Raw genomic sequence first — 25,440 nt, 5'->3', positions numbered from 1 at the left:
CAGTTATAGAATTTAAATTTTAAAGGTCAGCTTTAATTTTTCTTTGGTTAGCAAGAAGATATAGTAACTGTTGGTTACAAAATACCTTTTAAATAAACGCTTGGGGTCTTGCATTAGGCGATACAGCCACTCCAGCATATTTTTCTGCATCCAGAGCGGAGCTCTTTTCTCCTCTCCCACTAACATCGGGAACGCCCCCCCTACTCCAATCATGACTGCATTTATTCTGCCTTTCATAGCTGCCATCCAGCGTTCCTGTTTCGGGCAGCCCAGTGCCACAAAAACTACATGCGCACCTGATTGATTAATTATTTGGACATCTCGCTCGATTTCCTCATCAGATAATTTCCTGAATGGAGGAGAAACAGAGCCGGCAATAGTAAGCCCAGGAAAGTTATCTTTGCACCACCCGTTCAGTTTTTCTAAAACCCCAGGGGTAGACCCGTAAAAAAACGCAGCCAGGTCTTGCCTTTCCATTTCTTTTAGCAGGGAAGGCATCAGATCAGGACCAGAAACCTTATCCTGCTGTATACCATACAACCACTTTAACCCTTTTACGAGCGGCATTCCGTCAGGCGTAACAATATCTGCATTATTAACTACCTCTGAAAAATCTTTAAAGCGAAACGCTTCTATACAAACATGCACATTTGAAACACAAACATAAGAAGACGTATGGTTCTTGCCCAAACCAAGTATATTATCAACAAACTCCTGATATTTACCAAGCGAAATGTTAATACTAATGAGTTTTTCGAAAAAAATCATAATAAAAAAAATTAACTACCTATTGTAAGGATAAAGTTAAAGGATATCAATACCTAGAATCTTTTTATGAAGATTAAGTTCCTCAATAGAGTCAAATCTATCAGATATCCTTTTAGCTGGTACACCAGCATAGATAGAGAATGGGGCAACATCTTTAGTTACTATTGCTCCAGCCGCAATAATACTCCCCATACCAATTTTGACACCACTCATAATAATCACACCATATCCTACCCAAACGTCATCTTCTATAACCACTTTACTTTCAATTCCTTTCCAATTATAGTTACCGTCTCTAATCTGTGCGGCTAACCTTGTTGGAACTCCAGTTTGTTGATAATGATGGTCATATTTCCCTACCAAAGCTACACGGTTACCAAAAATTACATTATTTCCTATTTCAGCATCACATTCAATTTGAGAGTCTCTGCCAATATAGAAATTGTCTCCTATTCTAATATAATTTTTAGCCCAGAGTCTTACACGAATGCCTGCGTGAAAATTACTTCCGATATTATAATTTCTCCAAATAATTTTTGCCAAAATTAAATTTCTAAATTTTTTGATAAATTGAATCATTGCTCCATTCTCAGAATATTAATTTAGTACTTTTAATCTTTTAAGAAAATCCATGATTTTAGTCATTGCCCTCATTGGAATCGAATTTCTAAAAATATAGCTTCTCTTGATAACTGGGTCAATAATAATTTCTTCAGGTAAAGTATAAATTGGTTTATCCTCATTGTTTAAACCTATTCTTCCTTGGTAACGATTAAATCCAAAAGTATTGGACGCATTCTCTCCAAATCCAGTATTTAATACAAGAGAACTTGTCGGATAAATTGTATAAAGATTATGTTTAAATTGGTAGTAAAAGAGTCTAATATCCCATGCCCGTGTTTTACCTGAAAGTGTATTTTTAAGCATATGTGATAAATCACTTCCCCACTCATTAAATTTATATTGAGTCTTAAAGTTAGATAGGAACTCTTTAGAATCTTTAATTTCCCAATCTACACTCCTAATTTTATCTGACCAAGAACCCCATCCCCAACTCCATGAACGTTTAGTAAAATAAACGTCATATTTATAATCTTTTGGAATATTGTTTAAATATGAAAATGCTGAAATAGAAATTACATCTTTATAATCTTTATAATAATTGAGAGTCAAATTCATAAAATATATAAAATTTTTATCAAAAACAAGGTCATCTTCAAGGATAATGAATTGATCAAACCTACTAGAAATTTCAGTAATCCCTTCAATAATATTGTAATCGACTCCGTAATTTTTCTCTCTAAAATTCAATTCAATTTTCTTAAAACCATTAATTGATTCTACAAAGGTTCTAACAAGATTTACTTTTTCAATATCTGCTTCATTTCTTGGAGCATCTGAAAAAATAATCAGTTCGGACTCGTCACTTAAATTGCAAGATTTAAGCGATTTTATACATTCTTTTAAAGTATCTATTCTCTTAAAGGTAAACAATACTAATGGGGCTAGATTCATGTTGTATTATTATATGTAAATTGAATTGGTAATAATATTTTTCTTACTTCACATATATTCAATTTTCTTAAAAATTGAAGTGAACAATTATTGAAGTACAAAAATAAAACTTAATTAATGCTTGGAACGGTTTGACCATAACCGCGGTAAAAGCACTCTAAAATGGATGCTAAAAAAATGATTAATTGCAGTTAGGGAACCGTAATGTCTTTTTTCAAAAAAGAAAAACTGTTTCGGATGACATTCACATGAAGTTCGATATAAACTTCTAATTCTTTTAAACAAAGGTGTACTAGGATTGCACCAATTCGGAAAATTACTATGACCCTCACATTTCCCAACAAATTCAGATGCAATAAATGAATCTATACCCATTTTTTTCGCTCTTAAACCATAGTCAAAATCTCCTATGGCATGATGAAATGTTGGATCCAGTTTTCCTGCAATATCAAATACATGTTTTGGTATTAATACTATATTTCCATTAAAATGATGACAGTCTTTTATTAAACCGTTGGGTTCGATAATTTCTGAGTTTTTGGTCCTTCCTCCATAAGTTATAATTTGGGCACTCTCAGATATTGTACTACCAACAATTATTGATTTGTTATCTTTACTAAAAGAGGCTTCTAACAACAGGATTATTCCATCCTCAAAAAGAATAGTATCATCGTTTAACCATAAATAAAAATCATAAACATTTTTTGAAGCATGCTCCCATGCTAATACCATTCCCCTATTCCAATATAAGTTCCCATCCCCAAAAATAATATTGACGTAAGGAAACTCCTCTTTAACTGCATTACTAGTGCCGTCAGTTGAACCATCATCAACTAAAAATATATCAATGGAATAGCCTTTCAACATATTGCAAGCACTTAAGGCTCTTAAGCATGATAAAGTTTTACCTTTTCGGTTATGACAAGTAATTAAAACAGCTATTTGATTCATTTAATTTTTACAATATTGTATTTTAATCAAAAACATGATTGAGAGTGAAAACTTACATTGGCCTCATTTAATTGGTAAAGCAAAAATGAGACTAATTTACTTTAAAGCCCTAAAACACATGTAAATAATATCCTTAGACACAAAAATCACTATTTTCAAGAATTATTCGGCTAAAGGCAATTTGGGTGAATAGATAATAACTTCAACCGACTAAATCACAATTTCATTATTCAGCGGTAAAATTTAAGAATTAATGAATTTCAAAAGAAATGAATTCATAAATCAATAATCTATCCTTAGCTCTATCCATTTTATTTACAAAATCTACTCAAATTCTCATAATTAAAATATGTATGATCAAGTCTGGATATATAAGACAATCTAATTCCTTTAATCTAGGGAATCTGTATCTTTTTTATAAATTTGGCTGGATTACCAGCCCAAATTTCGTTTTCAGGAATTGATTTTGATACAACAGAACAGGCTCCAACTATTGAATTTTTACCAATTCTAACTCCTTTTAAAATCGTTGAATGCGCCCCAATGAAAACATTATCTTCAATAGTAACACTTTTATGCTGAGTGTATTGATTTTCATTAAGTATTCGCAGAGTAGGATTTAAAGGATGAAAGTCACTATCATAAATACATACTCCTCCACCAATTGTCACATTATCGCCAATAATAATCTCTTTCATGCAAGTAATTGCAGCAGAACTCATCCCAACATTTGATCCAATTTTTAAAAATCCACTGTTATTAACTGAAATACAACATTTTTGAGGGCGCCCTATGGGATTTGAGGCAAGGGTATTATTCATTTGAAAATTTTCACCTATAATGCACTTTGAATTTTGATTTACAATAATATGTGGTACACCATTTGTTGAAAAAGAAGAGAAACTTACGTTATTACAATATAAATATATATACGTAACTATATTGTTAATAAATTTAAGAATTCTACGAATTATAAACCTAATAACACGAAAAACTAGAATGATCAACTTCTTCATTTATTTTCTTACTAAAATATTAACTTCAATTAAAATCAAACGAAACTCTTCAAGAAAGCTTCAATTCATCGGATTTCTTATTATCCTTTGGATAAAATACCTACAATTTCCTCAGGACTATATTCATTTCTTAATTTATTAGTAAACCACTCTTCCCATGTGTCTTTTAAATCTTTCTCTAAACCCATATTTTTATACATGGTGTTTACATACTTAATAAACCTATCTCTATGCTCTTCCATCATATTTATCATTTGGCTTCTAATTAGTTCAGATTGACCACTTTTCTTCTCTATGGCCAATTTAATGGCATTCACAACATCTTCAGTTGTGGCTTTTGTAATTACAGAGTTTTCATTTGTAAAAAAAACATCTCTTCCTCCTTTAGACTCGGTAGAAACAACAGGTATCCCACATAGTAAATATTCGGCGCTTGAATACATTGCACCCTCAATTTCTGATAGTGCTAAACCTACATTGGATTGATTATAAATTTCACATAATTGAAGATTATTTAAGAAAATAGGGTTATCTGTACTGCCAACATAATTTAGCCAGTGAGCATCTATTAATATACTATCAAGATATTTTTTATACTCACTATTTTTAAAGTTATAAGTTACCAAAGCCAGGTTCTCAACTTTTTCGCATAAGAAATGTCTTTTAAATTCAGACAAAACGGCGTTATAAACAGCTTGGTATTTTTTCACTTGATTAGGAATTATCCTAAATATAGTTTCATCTATGAAAGCATTGTGATTACAATATGTACATTTAATACCAATCATGCTAAGAATATTATACTCCTTTTGTGTATTGCACAAGATGTGAACAGTAATATTAGGAAACTGCAGTTTGTTCCTTATTATACTTATTACAAGTTTAAATACTTCTTTAAAGCTCTCATGTGAATACCATAAACCACAAATTATATCTATCCGCTCTTTACAACTCCTAGATAATAATTTTGACAAACTATATAAGTGATCATAAGAATTTAAACAAATAATTCTATGTTCAACATCTATAACTGTACCAAAATAAAGCTTTGGATCTGGTGGGTTGAATTTAGAAAAAATTTTATTCATAATTTTACTTTAGAAAATGCCGATTTAATATATTCACTTTGTTTTTAAGTAAAATGGTTAAAAAGTGAAAATGCACAAAATTGCAAATAAAAATTATCCATCTTATTTAATAATAAAACACGTAAATTAAATAACAGTTAATTATTTAGATATTTGTTTAATTAAAGACTATCAGTAATAAAAACTAATTGACTCTGAAAAATAATTAAGTTTTTTTACTCTCTTTTATTGACTATTTTATCATAAATAGACAAAGTATCACTTAAGATTTTTTCTCTGTCATGTCGGGCTGTAGCTTTACTTCTTCCATCACTTCCAATTTTTTGTGCTTTATTAGAGTCTTTGAATAAGGACAAAATTTCAAAAGCCATTTCATAAGGCGCATTTGCCGGAACTAAAATGCCTGAGATATTATGGTGAATTAAAGTAGATAAACCACCAACATTGCAGGCAATTATGGGTATTCCTAAAAGCTGTGCTTCACAGACGCTATTAGGGCTATTATCAATGTAAGAAGGATGGACAAAAACATCAGAATTCAAAATAGCGTTAATCAGTTTATCTGAATCCATTACTCCGTTAAATTCAATACAAAAGTCTTTAGCTTTTATATTTACCTTTTTCTCAATAAAGTTTACGAATTTATCGTTTGAATTTAGGCCAACTACCTGCCACCTAAAAATAACCCCACTATTCTCCTTCAAAATTTTAGCAGTTTTTAGAATTAAATCTAAACCCTTATAAATTGTATTAGAAATCGTTGAAATAATAGTTAGTTTATTGTTCTCTTTGAACTCCCAAGAATGGCTATCATAAAAAGGTGTTCTCAGTACTTCATCAATATGAAAATAGTCAGCATTAGGCGCTAATAATTGAGATATTTTCTTGTCCCAATCAGTTCTTCCCATTAAATTAGTTGCCGCTTTAAAATAAGACATTTCTCTTTTAGCACTTTTTTGAAATCTCCATTTGTTAAATAGAATGCTGTTACCCAATAAATTATTTTTGAAATAACCCTTATTAAATAGTACATCATAATCATTAAAATCATTAGGATAATATGAATTCAAGTAAGGGTTCAAGAGACCTTGTAAATGAATTACTACAGGCAAATTAACTAATGGGATAATAGATGAAAAAACTCCTTCTGTTCCAAAAATATGGATAACATCGGGTTTAAAATCATTGATAATTTCTAAACAGTATTTTACGTAAATATCAGTATCTAAATTACATGACCAATTATGAATAAGCTTTAATAGTCCTCCTCTTTTCTTTAATGGTATAGGATAGTATGTGGTTGAATCCGTTTTTACTTTAAAATTAGAATCCGAATCTAAAAAACTAACTGCTAATTCGATTTGTGTTTGAGTTCTCATCATACTCTCTAATGATGAAATCCAACCACCTCCATTGTACCCCTTATCGCTTGATTTATTAAACTTATACAATGACGGTGTGTTGGTAAACCAAAGTACTTTCATAATGGGCGAAGTTTACTTGAAGAACTGTTCAAAATATACTTTATTAAGCTTAAGTTATCCAAAGACCTGAACTTAATTGATTGGCAACACGCTATAAAAATCCAAAGAACAACATACTGGAAACTAAAGGAAGGTATTCCAAAAGGAACTAAGGCTATTAAATGCATAACTAAATATAACGACATAGCTCGGCTTAGTGTATTTTTAGATTTAAAAAGGCCTAAGTAACTTGAATGAACTAGAAAAAAAACAAACCCAATTAAATGTATAATGCCTCCTTTTAAAATCATATTTAAATATCCTGTTTCAATTACATTACGGTATAAATCTTTAAAAATAGGACAATAATAAGTACCATTGATTCCTCGGCCGAATATCCAATCTACTAACTTACCTTCAAAACTTTTAAAAAAGTAATCTTCGACGCCCGATCGGGTATCTTCACCCAATCTTGAAAAAAGCAATGAAAAAGTTGAATTGAGATAAGTCAATGCACTTGTGCCTAAGATTGTAATAATTAAAGTAATCAGTATAATCTTTATCCCTTTACTTTTAGAGGACGAAATAAACTGAAAAATAAAGAATGCTAATATTATCAAATAAGTAAAAACGCCTCCTCGCCTGGCGGCAAAAGCAGATGTAAATACGCCTAAGCCCCAAGCAATTATTGACATAATTCTATAAGGTTTAGATACAAATGAAAACCATAAGAGCGCATATGATGCAACTCCTAAAAAAGAGGAAGGTATGCTGGTAGTACCTATGTATTCCTGATAACTCTCATCATCAAAAAACTGCCTAGCTGAAAAAATATCACGAAAAAAAATCGTTATAAGAATAATTCCTATAAAACTATGCAAATAGGAGACCCTGAAAACACTAGGTATAGATATTTGTCTGGAATTAATAAAACAAATACATGGAACCAAATACGAAAGCCATGCATATTGATTAATAGGTGAGTATCCATCTTTATTAAAATTCTCTCCTGTTATAAAGGGGCGTAAAATAATTCCTACGTTCCAAAACAAATAAAAAAAGAAAAAAAAACGTACTATTCCATTGAATGGCACCTGATGTTTTAATCTAAAAATGGCGTTATAAAAAATGAACACAAGCGCCAGACCACAAAGCGAATAAGAAATTGGCTTAGAAGTTAGGAAAAATATCCTCCCTATGGCATGAATAATCAGGCCGATAAGTATCCATTCAAAGGACGTAAATTTAAAACTTATTCGCTTCATACTGTTCGCTTTTCTTCTTTCTTCTAATCTTTACTCGCGGTCTGACAACCTCTCATTTTGCCTGTCATAAAATTGGGTACTCAGCACAATTATTAATCTGCAATCAATAAAGCCTTGGTTTCATTTGCTATTTTGTTCCACGAGTATTTGTCTGATACAAACTCTCTTATTTTTGAGGCTTTAGACTGGTCATAGGGTGTATCAATACTGTTTATCAGCCTCTCAACAATTTTGCCAGTTTCTAGTGGCATCAACTCTATTTGCTCAGTTTCAAAATATGAGTTATTAAAATTATTGGTCGCGATTAAAATCGGACACCCCGCTGATGCCGCTTCTAAAACAGCATTGTTGGCTGTAAACGACAGTAATGGCAAAAACATGCAATTAACTGTTCTATAGAGGTTCCGTAGTTCTTCATCTGTTATACCCGATAATAGCTGAATCTTACTATTATTAAAATGGTAATGATTATCCTTTGATGTAACTACTATCACATTCAGGTCGGGTACTTTTTCAAGCAAGATATTAAACACCTCATTTGCCAGTTTAAAATCTCTCAGCCAGTTGCCCACCATCAGAATGGTCTTTTCTCTTTTTAAACTGTAATCAGGGCTATAAAAGTCTATGTCTATGCCATGAGGTATAAAAAAAACATTATCTCTGCCAGTCCATTCCTTAAACGCACTAACCTCCTTTTCACTCATCAGAATAATTTTGTCAAGACACTTTATTGTATTAATCAACGCCGGCTTATCAACAAAGAACTCTAATGGCTGGTGATATGTACAAACTATTTCATTTGTTTCGCCTTTAAAACGATGCAGCCACTTATAATTATTTTCTCCATAAACAAAATGAAATACCTGGTTCTTCCTGAATAAAATCAAATAAAAACACTTAATCAGGGTTAACAAATAGGTACTGCCAAAAACAATCATATAAAGCTTTCTGATTATCTTAGACCCAATGTTGCTTAATGAATAACTCAACCATTCGTGCTCTGCCTGACTATCTACTTCTAAATCGTACTTCAGGTAATTCTTAATCTTATCATAACCTGCGTGAGTCCCTTTGTGATGCCTGAACACAAAACCTACATAAATCAGTCTTTTAGATAGATGTTTGTCCATTACTTTAGTTCAAACTTTTTTTAAGAAACTCAAAAGATTCATTCCTAACAGCATTCAATTTTTGATAAACTGCCCGGTAATCTATTTCTGGTATTTTATCAATTTTATGGAAATCCGCCTCTGTTATAAGAAGGTGCTTCAAACCTACCAGCCCAAGAAGGCTTTCCAGCCTCGCCATACCTCTTACAGGGTTACCAATACAAATGAAAGGCTTCTTGAAAATAAGACAGAACGCAACACAATGAAAAGAATCGGTAATTGTAATCTCACTATTCTTTATGAAGTTCAACCATTGCGGAATCGTATATAACTTATTTGTTATTCTACCTAGCACCGGATACTTTTTACCCTTCAGATTAAGGACCTTCGTATTAATTTTATTTGCTAAATTGTTAATAAAATTAATGTGGCTTGGTTCAACATCAAGGAGCATCTGTGCTATATATCCTTCGTTTTTCTCATCAGATATTCCTTCTTTTTTTATTAAATCTGTGTAGTCTTTCTCATCCAGTAAAAAAACCGGGTCAAGCACCAATTGTGCATTTACACCTAAGTCTTCACATATTTTAACTCCTGAAACTTCCCGAACAGAAACAGAGCTGAATCTATTAATCAATGCCTTTATTCTGTCAACTTCTTTGGCTGGTACTTCAAGACGGTCAAGTCCAAAGCTTGCTGCATAAGAAATCTTCTTGTGGTTATCATCAACGAAAGAAAAAAAGAAGTTTTCAATATCAGGAACGTAAGAATACCTCCAAACCTGATCGCTACCTACAAGAAATAAATCAATTGATGCGTTTAAATCAGCTGCCGATTCAGATGTAACTTCTTTGGTTTTGTTTGGTAAATATTTTGCCGAAAATTCACTAAAAGGCTTGGTGCCCAGAGAATTCAGGATATAATTTCTAATAGAAGCCTTTAACCCACCACCACTCTCTTTTAAAAACTTATAATTGATTACTACAGGGGTGTGGCCCAACTTGCTTAGAGTAGTATACGTAGCAAAAAGCTGAAGCATTGCTCCGTAATTTCTATTTTCAGGGTAATGATGAGTTAATATCCCGATTTTCATAATAAAAAAAGCACCTCAATTTAAAATGTGTGTAATCACTAGCTCTTAAAAACCTTTTTCTTTGCCGTCTGAATTAACTGCGCAATCATCGTTTTTTCGGCATCTTTCAACCCTAACAGGTAAATAAAGCCAATGTATGTAACTCCTGAAACCAGGCATGTAATAATAAACTTGAACCACTCGCCGTGTAAATGCTGCTGTACAAACCAAACAATTAATACTGTTGGTAAAAGACTGGCGAAGCTATCAAAAATAACTCCTTTAAAATACTCTTTGACTGAGTAGCCGGTCAGGTAATTGAAGTAAAATATCCTGAATACCGTAGAAATACATTCTAATCCAAACCCTACCAGTATTATATATTGTGGCGGATACCCAAGTTTAAGAAAAACGTATCCAACGGGTAATGTTAAAAGCAAAATTCCACCTGCGACCATCTGATAAACCTTTATCTTTCCTATTGCCTGCACAGCTGTTATCAATCCCTGGTTAATCTGGCTGGCCATTGTTAATAAAATAATGGCGCGACAAAACTCTACTGAATAATCCGGAACGTTAGATAACCATAATTTCAAAATAAACGGCAATTCAAAATAAAACGGAACCGCAAAAAAGGTAAAAAGATAAAACGCAAACCGGTTTGCAGTAAGAGCCAGCCTGATCATACGCGCTCTGTCATTGGCTCCTTCGCTTTTCATTATTTGTGGACGAACAGCACTCAGCATCGTTTCTGAAAAAAACATCAGCTGTGTATTAATCTGGTTTGCCACACCATAAGCCGCATTTACTACTGTTGTATAAAACAAATTCAATACTACTGCAACCCCTTGATTTCGAGCAATAGCGGCCAGATTACCGAATAACTGCCAACCAGCAAATGAACCTAACTCTACAATCTGCTTTTTGCTATACTCGGCTTTTAAACTGACCGTACACTCCGGGTATTTTCTGGTACAATAAATCTGCTTTATTACCCTTATAACAAAACTTACCACCAGCATTAGTAACCCATAAAGCAGCAGTTTATCTTCACCAAAGTAAAATATAACAATTGCGGCCAGAAATCTCAAAATGGTTTCAAATACCCCTATAATGGCCAGAAATGTCATGTTTTCATGTGCATTCACTACCGCATCATAAGGAACCGAAATAACCGTCAGAAAGGTTGAAACAGAGACGAAATGTAAAATATATACAGCAGTTGAGATTCTTGTGTGATTAATCTGCAACTTATTATAGATAAAGTACATTCCTGTTACTTCAATTCCGATTAGTATTACTACTCCGATAATTAAATGGGCGATAATACTATTGGCGAAAATTCTTTTGATGTTACCAATATCGCCTCCGCCTAAGCTAAGAGAGATGTATCGCTGGGTAGAGGTAGTCATTACTGAGTTCAGAAAAGCCAGCATGGCTATAAGACCTCCAATCACATTATATAAACCAAAATCTTCTGCTCCGAGCGCATTAAGCACTAACCTAGTTGTATATAATGAGATAAATACAGTAACGGCTGCTTTGGCGTATGTTATTCCTGTATTAAAAACTACCCTTTTTGCTTGATTCATCAACAACTAATTTTCAATTTTATCAATCAGTTTACCCAAGGACATTCCACCACTTTTTCTTTTTCTTCTCTTCTCCATAGGCATAAGTATAACCGTATCCGTAGCCATATCCATACCCGTAGCCATATCCATAACTGCTATTGCTGTAATCAACACCATTGAATATCACGTTAAGCGATTTAAACTTACCTGATTTCTTAAGGTCAGCCAATAAATTAATGTAGCTCTTCGGTGTAAATTCGTGCCTTACTAAATAGAAACAAATATCGGTATACTGACTTAAAATAACAGCATCTGTTACCAATCCTACTGGCGGGGTATCCAAAATGATATAATCGTACTCGCTCTTCAGGAAGCTCATTAACTTTTCGAAACGGCCATTAGAAAGTAACTCAGCCGGATTCGGTGGCACAGGTCCGCAAGGAATTACGAACAGGTTATCGCTTATACTGCTGCGCTTAACAAGTTCTTCTTCGGTTGCCTGCCCAATCAGATAATTTGAAATTCCCTTGTCTTCAGCAATACCCAGATATTTAGATACTTTAGGTTTACGTAAGTCAAGTTCAAGAATTACAACTTTTTTATCAAGCAAAGCAATACTGGCTGCAAGGTTAATACTCACAAAGCTTTTCCCTTCACCACTAATAGATGAGGTTAGCAAGATAGTTTTGCTTTTTTCATGGGTTGTACCAATGTACTGTAGATTAGTACGGAGAATTCTGAATTGCTCAGAAATAAAACTTTTGCTGGTAAGGTCAAGAATATTATCCTGTACCTCCTTAGGTTTTTTGGCGATTTCTCCAAACACCGTTATACCATTTACCGCTTCAATTTCCTTGCGCGACTGAATTTTGTTATAAATCAGATCTTTACCGTTAATAACAGCTGCCGGAATAATCAGACCTACAAGCAGGGCAATGGCATAAATAACGCTTCTTTTAGGTTTTACAGGGTTTGAAACCGTGTAAGGATCATCTACTACGCGGCTATCAGTAACTGTTGAGGCGTAAGAAATAGCTGTTTCTTCACGTTTTTGCAAAAGCAATAGATACAAGCTCTCTTTTATACCCTGTTGGCGCTTGATGTTAACAAACTCTCTTTCCTTTTTAGGAATAGTTCTGATAGAAGACTCAAACCTGTTATTCAGGTTCTTTAAACTGTTTCTTGTCACAACCAACCCTTGTTTCTGGTTAGCTATATTCTCTCTGATGGCCCCTTTAATATTGGCTATCTGCGTATTAACGGTTTCAAGCAATGGGTTGCCTGCTTGTGTAGTGCGTGCATATTTTTCTTTCTGGATATCAAGCTCATTTAATTTGCCCAACAGCCCGGTCAGAACAGGGTCACTCACCATCAGTGTAGCAGGGGCTACGCCGGTCTGGCTGCTTCTAAGATATGACTCAACACCATCTAAAACTTTTAACTGAATATCAACTTCATTTAGTTTTGAATCGTTGTCTTTTACTTTTTCCAGAAACAAATTAGCCTCAACACTCAGGTCAGTAATACCCTGGCTACTTTTATAAACCTCCACATCTTTTTCAACGTCGCCCAGTTCGTTGGTAATGAGCTTCAGGCGCTCGTCAATAAACTGAATGGTGTTAGAAGCCTCTCTGTTTTTATCGCTCAAGGCAGAAAAAGTGTAGGCCTCAAGCAATTTGCTAAGGAAGGCTTTCCCTTTAGACGGCACTGCATCTTCAATAGTCAGCTTAAGCACTGAACTTTTCTGATTCAGTAACTCTACCTGCAAACTACCCTGATACATCTGAACAAGGCCTTCTTTAGGCGCAAATGTTACCTTGATAAGGTCATTATCTTTACGGTACAAAGAGTCATGAAGAAATACCCTGAACATACCAAACTCGCTTTTGATGTTCTGGCTGTATTGGAAAACTCCCTTAGATTGGCCGTACTCATTCAACAGCTCATATTTTTGTCTATTTAAAATTTTAACAAAAAGAGGCTCTTCATAAGCAACAGGCGTAAGTTTTCCGTGCTGAACCCAAATTGGCGAAGAGCCAAAGGCTATCTCGTCGTAGTCTCTAATGGCTCCTTCCTGAAAATAGGAAACGGTAAGGTTCAGTTCATTTACAACCTTCTCCATCAGGGATCTGGACTTCAAAACCTCCATTTCATTCTCCACAATCTTATTACCCGAAAACAGCTCAAGGTCTTTGAGCACATCGTTTCCGGCCATTCCCCCCTTCTTCTCGTCTTTAATCAACAAAATCGAATTAACCTGATAAATAGGAGTGGTGTACCTTAGGTAAAGAAAAGCCCAGATACCAGTAATGGCCAATGAGATAAAAAACCAGTACCAATATCGCAAGTACTTCATGAAAAATACGCGTATATCAAAATCCTCTTCCTTTTCCCAAAGGTTCAAATCATTACTATTCATCCGTATTTAAGTGTTTTGTTGTTAATTTTTAGATTAATCTTCAATTGACTCTCTACGACGCTCAGCGTTAATGAATAAAACTGCAAGCAGAATCACAATTAGTACAATGAAATCGGTAAGCATTTTTTTTACTTTTTAAAGTTAACTTATTTGGTTGTCTGCAAAAATTCAATTTACAATCAGAGCTTTTAAGAAGCTTCGTTTCACGGCTGGTAAAACGCAATGCTCTGGTTGGTCAGAAACCTGTGATTTAAATCACACTCAGTTTGATGATAATTCTAGTGTAATCCCTGTTTAACAATTAATCTTTTTTAAATCACAATATTCTGAAGGTATTATTTTTTACTTATTATTACTTGGACTCAGCCTTTTGCTACTACGCAGGTAAAATATCTGTTAATATTCTTTTACTAATTTTGAAAGGTATTATTCTTTACTTATTATTACTTGGGTTCAGCCTTTTGTTACTACGCAGGTAATAAATCTGTTAATATTCTTTTACTAATTTAGATGAGTATGGATTGTTACAGCTGTCTGAAAAACTGTCAGACTTAGGTAAAATAACTGAGTAGCGGTTAATTAATGAAAAACTCATTTTTTTAATATAAAACTTAGCAGATTGACTTCACCTAAAACACAGCTTTAAGAGCTGTTTTATAAACTTGTTATTCAAAGGTAAACAATTAAAAAACACAATATCAAGATAAATCTATTATTTGGTTAAACTTCTTAGTAAAATACAACTATTACTTTTTTTGGTAATAAACTAACCTTACAATTTAAAGCGCAAAAAATATTCTAAATTATACCACAAAAACAAAATTAATTAGAAGTAAATCGCATCTGTATTAACGTATTGCAAGGGTGTTTGTCTGAATTCTTTTACTTTAAAAAGTATAGCTGCGGGCATCTGTTTTTTGAAACTCAGATATGAATTTATTATTACCTAATCTTGAAAATTTACTAAACCATTCAGCCTATTAATATAACAATTTCACTATACTTTTCAAAGAAAAATCTAAATTGTTAACAAAAATTAATATGAGTTTTGCAGTTTTTATTTAAAAGTTTTCACAGACAAAGAAGGTATAAAGCAGTAGTAATGATGACGATTTTTTCTTTAAAATCCGGGTAGGTTAGACCTGTTAAACCTGCATGAAATATTTGTGCAGTTGTAAAAAAAAGGATAGAATTCTAATAAAAAATCAGGTTATGTAAGACCCTGGAAAATCTAAGAAACAAAGTTCATTCAGATATCCGGGGTTTTGATTAATGGCTTAATCAGACGAAAGATAAAACGTTTTAATCACAAAAAATAGTATAAAAGCTCTTTTTTTGTTTTTTTCTTTCAGTGCCAGGGTATTTTAACCCAGCCACACGCAGTCTAAAAAGCTTAAGGAACTATTAAAAATGAAATAAACAGAAGGCATATCCCCTATTGCAGTCAAGTCTGTGGTATATTCATTTACCTCGTTTATCAGATCATTCAGCTCTGCTATCTGAAGTTTACTTCGGCCCAGGTTTGTATCAGGATACTGTTGATTGTATGCCGCCAATGGCGGTTGTGAAGAAAAAACAGATGGCCTACCGGCCATAAACCGGGCCGGTAAGCAGGGCAGATGATTTTATAAACAATATTCTTTCACTCTGCGTGATGAGTTTCTGACCACCAGTTTGCCCTGAATAGCATGAGTAACCGGGGCTTCCTGATTGTTTTTGTTTTTGATGTTTTCAATAAGCAGTTGAATGGCTGCTTCGCCCACTTTGGTAGGATAATGATTAAAAACCGTAAGCGATGGTTCAAAAAGTTCGCACAGAGTTTCGTCGCCAAAACTCACAAAAGCCATATCGTCCGGTATTCTGATGTGCTTTTTCTTGGCTGCTACCATCATTTCAATGGCGTTTCTTGACAACATCGCAAAAATTCCTTCAGGCGGCTGTGGCAGATTAATAAAATACTCAAAGGCTTTGGTGCCATCATGTTTATTCATTTCAGAATAATAAATGTACTCATCAACCACTGCTATGCCATGCTTCTGCAAGGCTGCTTTGTACCCCTCAAGCCTGATTTGAGAAATATAAAACTTTTCAGGGCCCAGCATGACAGCAATTTTCCTGCAACCCTGCATAATTAAATGCTCCACGAGGTCAAAACTACCTTTAAAATCCTGGTGTACTACCTTGGTGGTGGCTACTTCATGGCATACGCGGTCAAAGTGTACAATCGGGATATCCTTCGCCAGCACACGTCTGATGTGCTCAAAAGTAGTAGTCTCTTTCGAATGGCTAATCAGCAATCCATCAACCCTGCAGGCAATCAGGGTATCTGTATTGAGTATCTCAATTTCTTCTGACTCACTTGAGTGGCACACCATAATGCGGTAGCCCGTTTCAATAGCCACCTTTTGCATACTGGCCAGTGCCGTGGCAAAAAAAGGCAACTCTACATTTGGTATCACCACCCCTATGGTGTTGGTCTTCCCGCGATTCAGGCTTTGTGCCAGCAGGTTGGGCCTGTAATCCAGGTCAACCGCTGCCTTCACAACGGCCTCACGCGTGCATGGGCTGATATCGGTCTTACCATTCAAGGCTCTTGAAACAGTTGAAGCCGAAATACCCAGATACCTGGCCAGATCAACAATGGTAATCTGGTTGTTCTTTTTTAGCGGAGCAGATTCTTCGATTTCCAGCACAAAATTGAGGTTACATGACTTACAGTAAAATCGTTGCCTGCCTCTCAGAAAACCTGACTTGATTACTCCGTCTACCGTGTTACATTTAATACACCTCTGCATGTTTGATATTGTATTATTTTAAGATTGCTTTTTAATAATCAAATTAATCAAAAATTCCTCTCCAAGACCCAAAATCGGCTTTAAATATCTATTTATCAGTTTTTTACATTCAAAAAAACGCCCAAAACACGCATCACAAACGTTTCTGATAGTTCGTGTTTGCAAGTTGGTGTCAAATTGACACTTTCCGCTTGCAAATCAAAATTTTGCCGATAGTTTCGATAATAATATTTCAAAAAAGCATCACAATTTTTAGCATTTGAATCATATAAAATTGTACTAATCGAATAAAACTCTACAGAAAAATGAAACATTTTTACCCTGCAAAAAACAGCAGTTTCAAACTGAAGCTACTGGTCTTATGGCTCTACCTCTGTCCGCTGGCCTTGCTGGCCCAGACCAGGCAGCTATCCGGCCGTGTTATCGGAAGTGTAAACAAAGACCCCATGCCCGGTGTAGGCATAACCGTAAAAGGAACCCAGAGAGGCGCCATTACCGATGCCGCCGGAAACTTTAAAATTGATGCCGCCCCAGGCGAAACGCTGGTATTCAGCTTTATCGGATACCTCACGCAGGAAATAAAAGCAGGCAACAGCTCAACTATTGAGGTGGCACTTGTAGAAGACACACAGGCACTTGAAGAAGTAGTAGTTACCGCCCTGGGTATAAAAAAGGAATCAAAAAGGCTGGGTTACGCGGCCGAAACCGTGAAAGTAAACGAGATTCAGCAAAACAGAACCGTTAACGTGATGGCTTCTCTGGAAGGCAAAATTGCCGGACTTGACATCTCTCCGCCATCATCGGGGGCAGGTGCCAGTACAAAAATCAGACTCCGTGGCCAGTCGGCATTTGCGGGTGCCAATAATTCTCCGCTCATTGTTATCAATGGCCTGCCTATGGACCAGGGCGCACGCGGTGCCAATGGCTTTGCCACCAGTACGGCATCTGTAGACCTGGGCGATAATATGCAGCAGTTTAACCCTGATGATGTAGAAAGCATGACCGTTCTGAAAGGCGCTACGGCAGCTGCCATTTACGGCTCGCGTGCGGCCAACGGCGCTATTATCATTACCACCAAGAGTGGCAATAAAAACACCGGCATAGGGCTTGAATACTCATCGAACTACGCGGCTGATGAGGTACTGGATTTTACCGATTTTCAGTATGAATACGGCCAGGGGCAGGGCGGTGTAAGGCCTACCACCCAGGGCCAGGCCATTACCACAGGCCAGTTTGGCTGGGGAGCCAAATATGACGGCAAGCCCACCATACAGTTTGACGGCGTAGAAAGGCCCTACTTACCACAAAAGAACAGAATCAAAAACTTTTACAGAACAGGAAGCGCCTTTACCAATACCATTGCGCTTTCGGGTGGTAATGGCATGGGTAGTTTCAGAGCCTCGTATTCGAATCAGGATGCCCTGGGGATTTCACCGAACAACGATTACCACAAGAAGATTTTCAATGCGGGTATCAACCAGAAAATCGGTAATAAGCTCACCACCACCCTCAATATCAATTATACCAACGAAATCAACAATAACCCGCCACAGGTAGGGGTACAAGGTATAGGGTCTCCTAATTTCCTGTATCGCTTATCTAACTCTATCGGTCTTGATGTGCTGAAAGAAAAAGCAGTAGCCGATAACGGCACTGAAAGGCAAACTTCTGGCTTTCAGACCACGCTCCTGAACCCCTATTATATTATGGACAGGCAGTTTATCAGAAACAAACGCGACCGCCTTCTGGGTACGGCCACTGTTAAATACGATATCTTCAAATGGTTGTATTTGCAGGGCCGGGTGAATATGGACTATGGCGTTTCTTTTCTGGAACAAAACCTGCCAACCGGTGTAGGTACTTCTACCCCGCTTAACCAGGCCGGCACAGGCTATAACGGTTCTTATGGCGTTAATACCAGCAACGGCCGCCAGATGAACATGGACTTCCTGCTGGCAGGTAATAAAGAATTTGGTAATTTTTCTGCCGATGTAAGCCTGGGTGGCAATATTTTCACCAATCGCAGCCGCACTTTTGACCAGAGCGTAACCGATTTTACCGTACGAGACCTGTATTCAATTGAAAACGGTATCACCAAATCGCAATCATTCGGGGTTTACACCGAACAGGTAAACTCTTTATACGGGTTTGCCGAGCTGGGTTATAAAGATATGATATACCTAAACCTGACCGGCCGTAACGATTGGTTTTCTGTACTCAACCCCAATAATAACAGCTCGTTTTACCCTTCAGTAAGTGGTAGCTTCATCTTCTCTGAGTTATTGAAAGAGATACCCTGGTTAAGTTATGGAAAACTAAGGGCATCGTTTGCTGATGTGGGTAGCGCCAATGGTATCAATGCATTCAGTGGCCTGCTTACCTACGGCATATTACAGAACGCCTTTAATGGTTATCCACTGGGTACAATCAATAATACCAACAGCCCCAACCCCTTGTTAAGGCCTTTCAGTGTCAGCGAACGCGAGGTAGGTCTGGAACTCAGAATGTTTAAAAGCAGAGTTAACCTGGACGTATCTTACTACGACAAACAAACCCGCGACCAGATTCTAACCGTTGTGGTTTCCAATAGTTCAGGCTACGACGGCACACCGCTTAACCTGGGTTCGTTACAAAACCGGGGGATGGAGTTTATGCTTGATGTAACCCCCGTACAAACCGGAAACTTTACCTGGAAAAGCTCATTTAATACCGCCATCAATACCACTAAAGTACTGGCCCTGGCACCCAACACCAACCGTCTGGTGGTAACTTCTTTTGGCGGCAATGAGTTTATCGGCAGCCTGGTTTATGAGGTTGGCCAGCCGTTGAACCAACTGGCAGCCAAAACGTATAAGCGAAACGACAAAGGCGAAATCATCGTTAACTCAAGCGGCAGACTGGTTCCTAACGATGGCGCCGATGTGCTGCTTGGAAGTGCGCTTCCGAAATTTACCGGAGGCTGGAACAACACCTTCAGCTACAAAAATCTGAGCCTGCTGGTGCATATAGACTACAAAGCAGGTGGAAAAATACTTTCTTCCACGGCGCTTAACGGCCTCAGACAAGGGCATACCAAGGCCTCATTAGTGGGCCGCAATGGTGGGGTGGTATTTCCGGCAGTTTATGCCAACGGCGAAAAAAATACAACTGCCGTTGACCCGCAGTCTTTTTATACAGATTACCGGAATGCCCAGATTGCCGACCCGTTTTTATTCAAATCTGACTTTATCAAGCTCAGAAACATCACACTCAATTACGATGCCACCAGACTGATTGGCAGCCGGGTAAAGTTCATTAAAGGGCTTGCGCTTTCTGTTTCCTGCCGTAACGTGCTGATTATCAAAAAATACCTGGCCGACCTTGACCCTGAGGCTTTCGCTTCATCGGGCGATTTCCGGGTAGGTTATGAGCAAACCACTTTGCCTACCACCCGCACTTACGGTGTTAACCTCAATGTTAAATTCTAAAATTCCAGAAAAATGAAGAAGTTCATATATACAATAACCACCATTTTTGCCGCTCTGGTTGTTTCTTCGTGCGACAAAGGGTTTGCCGTTATTAACACCAACCCTTATGCACTCACCAAGATTGACCCGGCCATTTTATTTACCAATGCCCAGCGCAATACCGATGCGGGCTCATGGGAAGGCGAACAAACCATCGTACAACAATTTGTGAATGCCTACAACACCGGAGCCACCGCGGGCTTCAATTTCAATGAAGACAACAACAACTTCAATATTCCGCGCTGGAATAACAGCTACCCGGGCCCGCTGAAATTACTCGAACAAATCATTAGCCTTACCAAAACAGATGCCACCAAAGCGAATCTGTACCAGATGGCGCGCATCTGGAAATCGCACATCTATATTGTGCTGGTAGATACTTACGGCGACATACCCTACAGCCAGGCCGGAAAAGGAAACCTGGAAGGTTTGTTTTACCCGAAATATGATGAAGACAAAGTAATTTATGAAGAATTATACAACGAAATAAAGTCGGCTGTGGCGGCGCTTGATGCGTCCAAAGGCGCAGTGAAAGAAGATTTGTTTTTTGGAAAACTGGCGGCTGCCGAGCAAATCGACAAATGGAAAAAGCTGGGTAATTCTTTGCTGCTGAGATTAGGAATGCGGTACTCAAAAATTGACCAGAATAAAGCGAAGTCAATTGTACAGGAGGCCTACAAAGGCGGGCTGATACAAACCAATGCCGATAATCCTTACATTGTCTATAACGCCATTTACAATAACCCGCTCAATGCCGGCCCCAGAGGCACCAACCCTTACTTTTACTACCTGGCTGAGCCTTTTGTCAATCAGTTGAAATCAACCTACGACCCACGCCTGAAATACATATCGGGTAAATATGCTGATCCGAATCAGGTGCTGGCACTTACCCCGGACACCACCCGTGCCAACCAGTTCGGCTACCCGATAGGCTATGACCAACTGACCATTGTAAAAAACCCGGCTTACCGCGGCCCGCAGGGAACAGGCCATAATTACTCACAACTGAACTACTCGGTTTTCGGCAGTGCTACTGCCCCCATATTTTATGTAACCAATGCCCAGACCAAGTTACTGCTGGCAGAGGCGTCTCAAAGAGGCTGGCTTACCGGCCTGAGCAACGTGCTCACTACCAAAGAGTATTATGAGGCCGGGGTTATTGCTTCGATGGACGAGTACTCGCTTTATCCGAACGTCCCTAACCCTGCCGTTCCGGCTGCTTTAAAATCAAGCTATCTTGAAAACCCGCTCGTGAAGTTTTCTGAAGCCAAAGCCCTGGAGCTGATCAACACCCAATACTGGATTGCCAGCCTGGGCAATGGCGCCGAATCATTTGCCAATTTCAGAAGAAGCGGCTTCCCGGCCTTAAGCCCGAACAATTACAACAATAACCTGCAGGGCGGCTTTACCAGACGTTTTGGGTATCCGGATGCCGAGTCGTCTACCAATAATGAAAATTACCAGAAAGCAGCCAGCCGGATTGGCGGCGACAAACTGACCAGCAGGGTTTTCTGGGATAAATAATTAAAAATACGAATGTAACTAGCCTATTATGGGGTTAAGCACCTGCTTAACCCTCCTTTCCACCATTCAAAAATCATTATTTAATCAAGCTGATGAAACTCAAAGATTACTGGTACACCCTGGGCATTATTTTCCTTGTTATAATAGGCTACTATTTCCCGCACAGCTTTACCAGCATTGGGGGTGTTAAACTCAACACTTTCATCAAGCCTGTTTTACAGGTAATTATGCTGGGCATGGGCGCTACCATGACCATTGATGATTTTGCCGAAGTCTTCAAATCTCCGCTTAAAGTACTGGTTGGTCTGGTATGCCACTTTACCATTATGCCATTTTCAGGGCTGGCGTTATCCATGATTTTCGACTTCCCGCCTGAAATAGCCGCCGGCATTATACTCATTGGCAGCAGCCCAAGCGGCCTGGCTTCAAATGTCATGGCCCTAATGGCCAAAGCCAATGTGGCGCTTTCTGTTACCATCACCACACTGTCTACGCTGGTGGCTCCGGTAATGACCCCTTTTCTGATGAAATCGCTGGGCGGAGGTCTGATAGCCGTAAATTTCTGGGATATGTTCTGGGATATGTCGCAGATGGTCATATTACCGGTGGTTATAGGTCTGGCCCTGCATAAATTTATACCGCGTCTGATGGCCCGGTTCAACCGGGCGCTTCCGATTTTTTCTATGCTGGGCATTGCCTACATTATTCTTATAGTAACTGCCAGTGGTGCCAGCTCGCTCAAAACGGTTGGCTTGCTATTAGTGGTTGTAGTCATAATTCATAACATTTTCGGGTATGCGCTCGGTTATTTTTTCTCGCGCCTGCTGAAGTTCAAAGAGGCAGACGCCAGAGCCATATCACTGGAAGTAGGAATGCAGAATGCAGGGCTGGCCTCAGCATTGGCCAATGAAATGGGTCGTATTGCCACAGTAGGCATAGCAGCAGCCATCTTCGGGCCGGTTATGAATATTTCAGGGTCTATCATTGCCAACTATTGGAGCAAACGCCCTCCTGAAGACACAGACGCAGCAGTCGCAGGTCATTAATCCCATTGTCAAACCTTAAACCTCTCATAAGCATGCTAAAAATTTATCTGGGCATTTTGCTTCTTTTCGGAGCTAAAACCTTGCACGCCCAACAAATATCAAAAGAGTACTTGTTACACCTGACACGTGAATGGAAGGGTGAAAGATTTGCCGACGGCAGGCCTAAAGTAGATGACGCCCTGCTGAAAAGAATGAAAAAAGTAACGCTTGAAGAAGCCTGGGCGGTATTGCGCAACCATAATTACAAGTACCAGTTTGAAGGAAACTGGCAGACCATCAACCCCGATTCGGTACTGGTAGGCAGGGCGGTAACTGCCACTTTTACGCCCGGCAGGCCAGACCTGCAAACAGCCATTGACGACAAAGGACATGAAAAAGACGGCCGGATTAAATCGCAGAACGCCTGGCCGATTGACCTGCTGGTAAAAGGAGATGTATATGTGGTTGACCAGTTTAACGCCTACGAAGACGGCCCAACCATTGGCGACAACCTCGGCAACTCTATCTATGCCAAAACCGGCAACGGCATTGTGTACGAAGGCGCCCTGAGAGACTTAAACGGGCTGAAAGAAATAGGCGGATTTACTTCTTTCTTCAGAAGCTATCATCCATCGCACCACCTCAATGATGCCAAAAGGGCTTTAAATACCACCCTGGTTGGCATCAATCAGCCTACCCGTATCGGTAAGGCCACCGTAATGCCGGGCGACATAGTACTGGGTCGCGAAGGCGGCGTTGTTTTCATACCACCGCATCTGGCCGAAGAAGTAGTAAAGGTTTCGGAGGTAGTAAGGCTACGGGATATGTTTGGCCATCAGCGGCTGCGCGAACAGAAATATACACCGGGGCAGATAGACAACCGTTGGTCAGACGACATCGAAAAAGATTTTTCGCAATGGCTGCGCGAACACATCAACAAACTACCTGTTGACCCGGCACAGATTCAGGAGATTCTGAAACAAAGAACCTGGTAACCCAGCACCAACCAATCATATTCCACCCGGGAGCTTGCCTCTCGCTAAACACATTTAAAAAGTGAACAGAAGAAATTTTTTCCAGAAAGCAGCAATCAGCTCAGCCATGGCTGCCACTTCATTTTCAACGTTCGGTAATGAATTTATTCAGGCCGTAGACAGAGCCCCTAAAAGTTCGGCGCCCACAGACCTGAAAATCACCGACATCAAGGCGGGCTATATACGCGGCGGCCATAGTTTATTTGTAAAAATTTACACCAATCAGGGTATTATCGGGCATGGAGAAGGGGTGGATGCCACACCCGGCACCTATCATCTGGTCAAATCAATGGGCAGGCGTATTCAGGGTCAGAACCCCCTGAATGTACACAAACTGTTTGAGTCTATCCGTAAATCAGGCTTTTTTGAAGGCGCCCAGTCGGGTATGTTTGTGGCCGTACTGACAGCGGTAGAAACCGCCCTTTGGGACATTGCCGGCAAAGCGCTGGGTGTACCCGTGTATCAGCTGCTGGGTGGAAAGTTCAGAGATACCGTCAGGGTTTACATGGATACCGCCCTTTATCAGAACCAGTTGCCCAAACCTGAAGAATTTGCCAAAGCCGCACGCGAAGCGGTAGATATGGGCTTTACGGCTGTTAAGTTCGACCTCGACCAGGCCAATGACCCTAACAAATATGACCGCTTTAACTGGACAGCCAGCCCGGCCGAGTTGCAACGGATGTACGACCAGATGGCCGCTGCCCGCAAAGAAGTAGGCCCCAAAATTGATATATGCGCCGATATGCACGGCCGCTACGACGCCACCACCGGCGAGCGGGCCGCCAAAATGCTGGAACCTCTGGGGCTGATGTGGCTGGAAGAACCCATACCGGCCGAAAACACAGATGCTTACAAAAAAATAGCGGCCTCTACCTCTACCCCTATCTGTGCCGGAGAAAACCATTACCTGGCCTACGGTTTCAGACCTTTGCTGGAAAGCGGCGCCGTAGATATCATCATGCCCGACCTGCAAAAATGCGGGGGGCTGGGCGAGGGCCAGCGAATAGCCAATCTGGCCAACCTTTATTACGTGCCGTTTGCCCCGCACATGGTGGCCTCTTACCTGGGCGCCATGGCCTGTGCCCATGTGTGTGCTTCAGTACCCAATTTTATGATTATGGAATGGCAGATTTACTTTCATAAAGACCCGATGTTTAAAGAAATTGTCACCTTTAAGGGTGACATGGTTGAAAAAAACGGGTATATCAGAGTAAGAGACGAACCCGGCATCGGGGTAGAAATCAACGAAGAAGGCATGAAAAAATATGCCACACCCGGCGTACCGTTTTTTGAGTAACTTATCCGATACACTTTGC

Annotated in this window: 17 protein-coding genes and 2 pseudogenes; 5 read left to right on the top strand and 14 right to left on the bottom strand. The window is 38.6% G+C overall.

What is annotated here, in order from left to right:
• Nucleotides 1-12: 12 nt before the first annotated feature.
• From NZ848_RS00335 to NZ848_RS00275, 14 genes and pseudogenes are all read right to left on the bottom strand, one after another.
• Nucleotides 13-768: a WecB/TagA/CpsF family glycosyltransferase gene (locus tag NZ848_RS00335; RefSeq protein ID WP_259013913.1), complete on the bottom strand. Its 756-nt coding sequence runs from the start codon at nt 766-768 to the stop codon at nt 13-15.
• Nucleotides 769-846: 78 nt separating this feature from the next.
• Nucleotides 847-1,020 (bottom strand): annotated as a pseudogene (locus NZ848_RS21540) (acyltransferase); the annotation flags it as partial.
• Nucleotides 1,021-1,146: 126 nt separating this feature from the next.
• Nucleotides 1,147-1,347 (bottom strand): annotated as a pseudogene (locus tag NZ848_RS21535) (acyltransferase); the annotation flags it as partial.
• A gap of 18 nt (nt 1,348-1,365) precedes the next feature.
• Nucleotides 1,366-2,283 (bottom strand): glycosyltransferase, encoded by a 918-nt coding sequence (locus tag NZ848_RS00325; protein ID WP_259013911.1) that lies wholly within the window; start codon nt 2,281-2,283, stop codon nt 1,366-1,368.
• Between the two features lie 114 nt (nt 2,284-2,397).
• Nucleotides 2,398-3,234 carry a glycosyltransferase family 2 protein gene (locus NZ848_RS00320; protein ID WP_259013910.1) on the bottom strand — a complete coding sequence of 279 codons (837 nt, stop codon included), beginning with the start codon at nt 3,232-3,234 and terminating at the stop codon, nt 2,398-2,400.
• A 395-nt stretch (nt 3,235-3,629) separates the two neighbouring features.
• Complete coding sequence (locus NZ848_RS21485) at nt 3,630-4,250, bottom strand: acyltransferase (protein WP_309600814.1); 621 nt, start codon at nt 4,248-4,250, stop codon at nt 3,630-3,632.
• Nucleotides 4,251-4,330: 80 nt separating this feature from the next.
• The gene (locus NZ848_RS00310; protein ID WP_259013909.1) at nt 4,331-5,338 is read right to left on the bottom strand and encodes a glycosyltransferase; all 1,008 of its coding nucleotides are present in this window, start codon (nt 5,336-5,338) and stop codon (nt 4,331-4,333) included.
• A gap of 215 nt (nt 5,339-5,553) precedes the next feature.
• Complete coding sequence (locus NZ848_RS00305; protein ID WP_259013908.1) at nt 5,554-6,822, bottom strand: glycosyltransferase; 1,269 nt, start codon at nt 6,820-6,822, stop codon at nt 5,554-5,556.
• Nucleotides 6,819-8,066 (bottom strand): hypothetical protein, encoded by a 1,248-nt coding sequence (locus NZ848_RS00300; RefSeq protein ID WP_259013907.1) that lies wholly within the window; start codon nt 8,064-8,066, stop codon nt 6,819-6,821. Before NZ848_RS00300 ends, NZ848_RS00305 begins: the two co-directional genes overlap by 4 nt.
• Before the next feature lie 92 nt (nt 8,067-8,158).
• Complete coding sequence (locus NZ848_RS00295) at nt 8,159-9,196, bottom strand: hypothetical protein (protein WP_259013906.1); 1,038 nt, start codon at nt 9,194-9,196, stop codon at nt 8,159-8,161.
• A 4-nt stretch (nt 9,197-9,200) separates the two neighbouring features.
• The gene (locus NZ848_RS00290; protein WP_259013905.1) at nt 9,201-10,268 is read right to left on the bottom strand and encodes a polysaccharide pyruvyl transferase family protein; all 1,068 of its coding nucleotides are present in this window, start codon (nt 10,266-10,268) and stop codon (nt 9,201-9,203) included.
• Between the two features lie 38 nt (nt 10,269-10,306).
• Nucleotides 10,307-11,839, bottom strand: a complete 1,533-nt coding sequence (locus NZ848_RS00285; protein ID WP_253532940.1) for a lipopolysaccharide biosynthesis protein — start codon at nt 11,837-11,839, stop codon at nt 10,307-10,309.
• Nucleotides 11,840-11,870: 31 nt separating this feature from the next.
• Nucleotides 11,871-14,240 (bottom strand): GumC family protein, encoded by a 2,370-nt coding sequence (locus NZ848_RS00280; RefSeq protein WP_259013904.1) that lies wholly within the window; start codon nt 14,238-14,240, stop codon nt 11,871-11,873.
• A gap of 1,625 nt (nt 14,241-15,865) precedes the next feature.
• Entirely contained in the window at nt 15,866-17,035 is a 1,170-nt protein-coding gene (locus NZ848_RS00275) for a LacI family DNA-binding transcriptional regulator (RefSeq protein ID WP_259013903.1), read from the bottom strand.
• A 305-nt stretch (nt 17,036-17,340) separates the two neighbouring features.
• Between NZ848_RS00275 and NZ848_RS00270 the strand changes: the two genes are divergently transcribed.
• From NZ848_RS00270 to NZ848_RS00250, 5 genes are all read left to right on the top strand, one after another.
• Entirely contained in the window at nt 17,341-20,502 is a 3,162-nt protein-coding gene (locus tag NZ848_RS00270; RefSeq protein ID WP_259013902.1) for a SusC/RagA family TonB-linked outer membrane protein, read from the top strand.
• A gap of 12 nt (nt 20,503-20,514) precedes the next feature.
• Nucleotides 20,515-22,065 carry a SusD/RagB family nutrient-binding outer membrane lipoprotein gene (locus NZ848_RS00265; RefSeq protein ID WP_259013901.1) on the top strand — a complete coding sequence of 517 codons (1,551 nt, stop codon included), beginning with the start codon at nt 20,515-20,517 and terminating at the stop codon, nt 22,063-22,065.
• A 92-nt stretch (nt 22,066-22,157) separates the two neighbouring features.
• Complete coding sequence (locus NZ848_RS00260; protein WP_259013900.1) at nt 22,158-23,111, top strand: bile acid:sodium symporter family protein; 954 nt, start codon at nt 22,158-22,160, stop codon at nt 23,109-23,111.
• 32 nt (nt 23,112-23,143) lie between these two features.
• A complete protein-coding gene (locus NZ848_RS00255; RefSeq protein WP_259013899.1) occupies nt 23,144-24,085 on the top strand; it encodes an RraA family protein in 942 nt (313 codons plus the stop codon).
• 106 nt (nt 24,086-24,191) lie between these two features.
• Nucleotides 24,192-25,421 (top strand): mandelate racemase/muconate lactonizing enzyme family protein, encoded by a 1,230-nt coding sequence (locus NZ848_RS00250; protein WP_101726753.1) that lies wholly within the window; start codon nt 24,192-24,194, stop codon nt 25,419-25,421.
• The last annotated feature ends 19 nt before the right edge of the window (nt 25,422-25,440 follow it).

This window comes from Emticicia fluvialis (genome assembly GCF_024793945.1).
GTDB classification, from domain to species: domain Bacteria; phylum Bacteroidota; class Bacteroidia; order Cytophagales; family Spirosomataceae; genus Emticicia; species Emticicia fluvialis.
The sequence above is the reverse complement of the archived record's forward strand: the minus strand, read 5'-3'. Positions and strand labels throughout refer to the sequence as shown.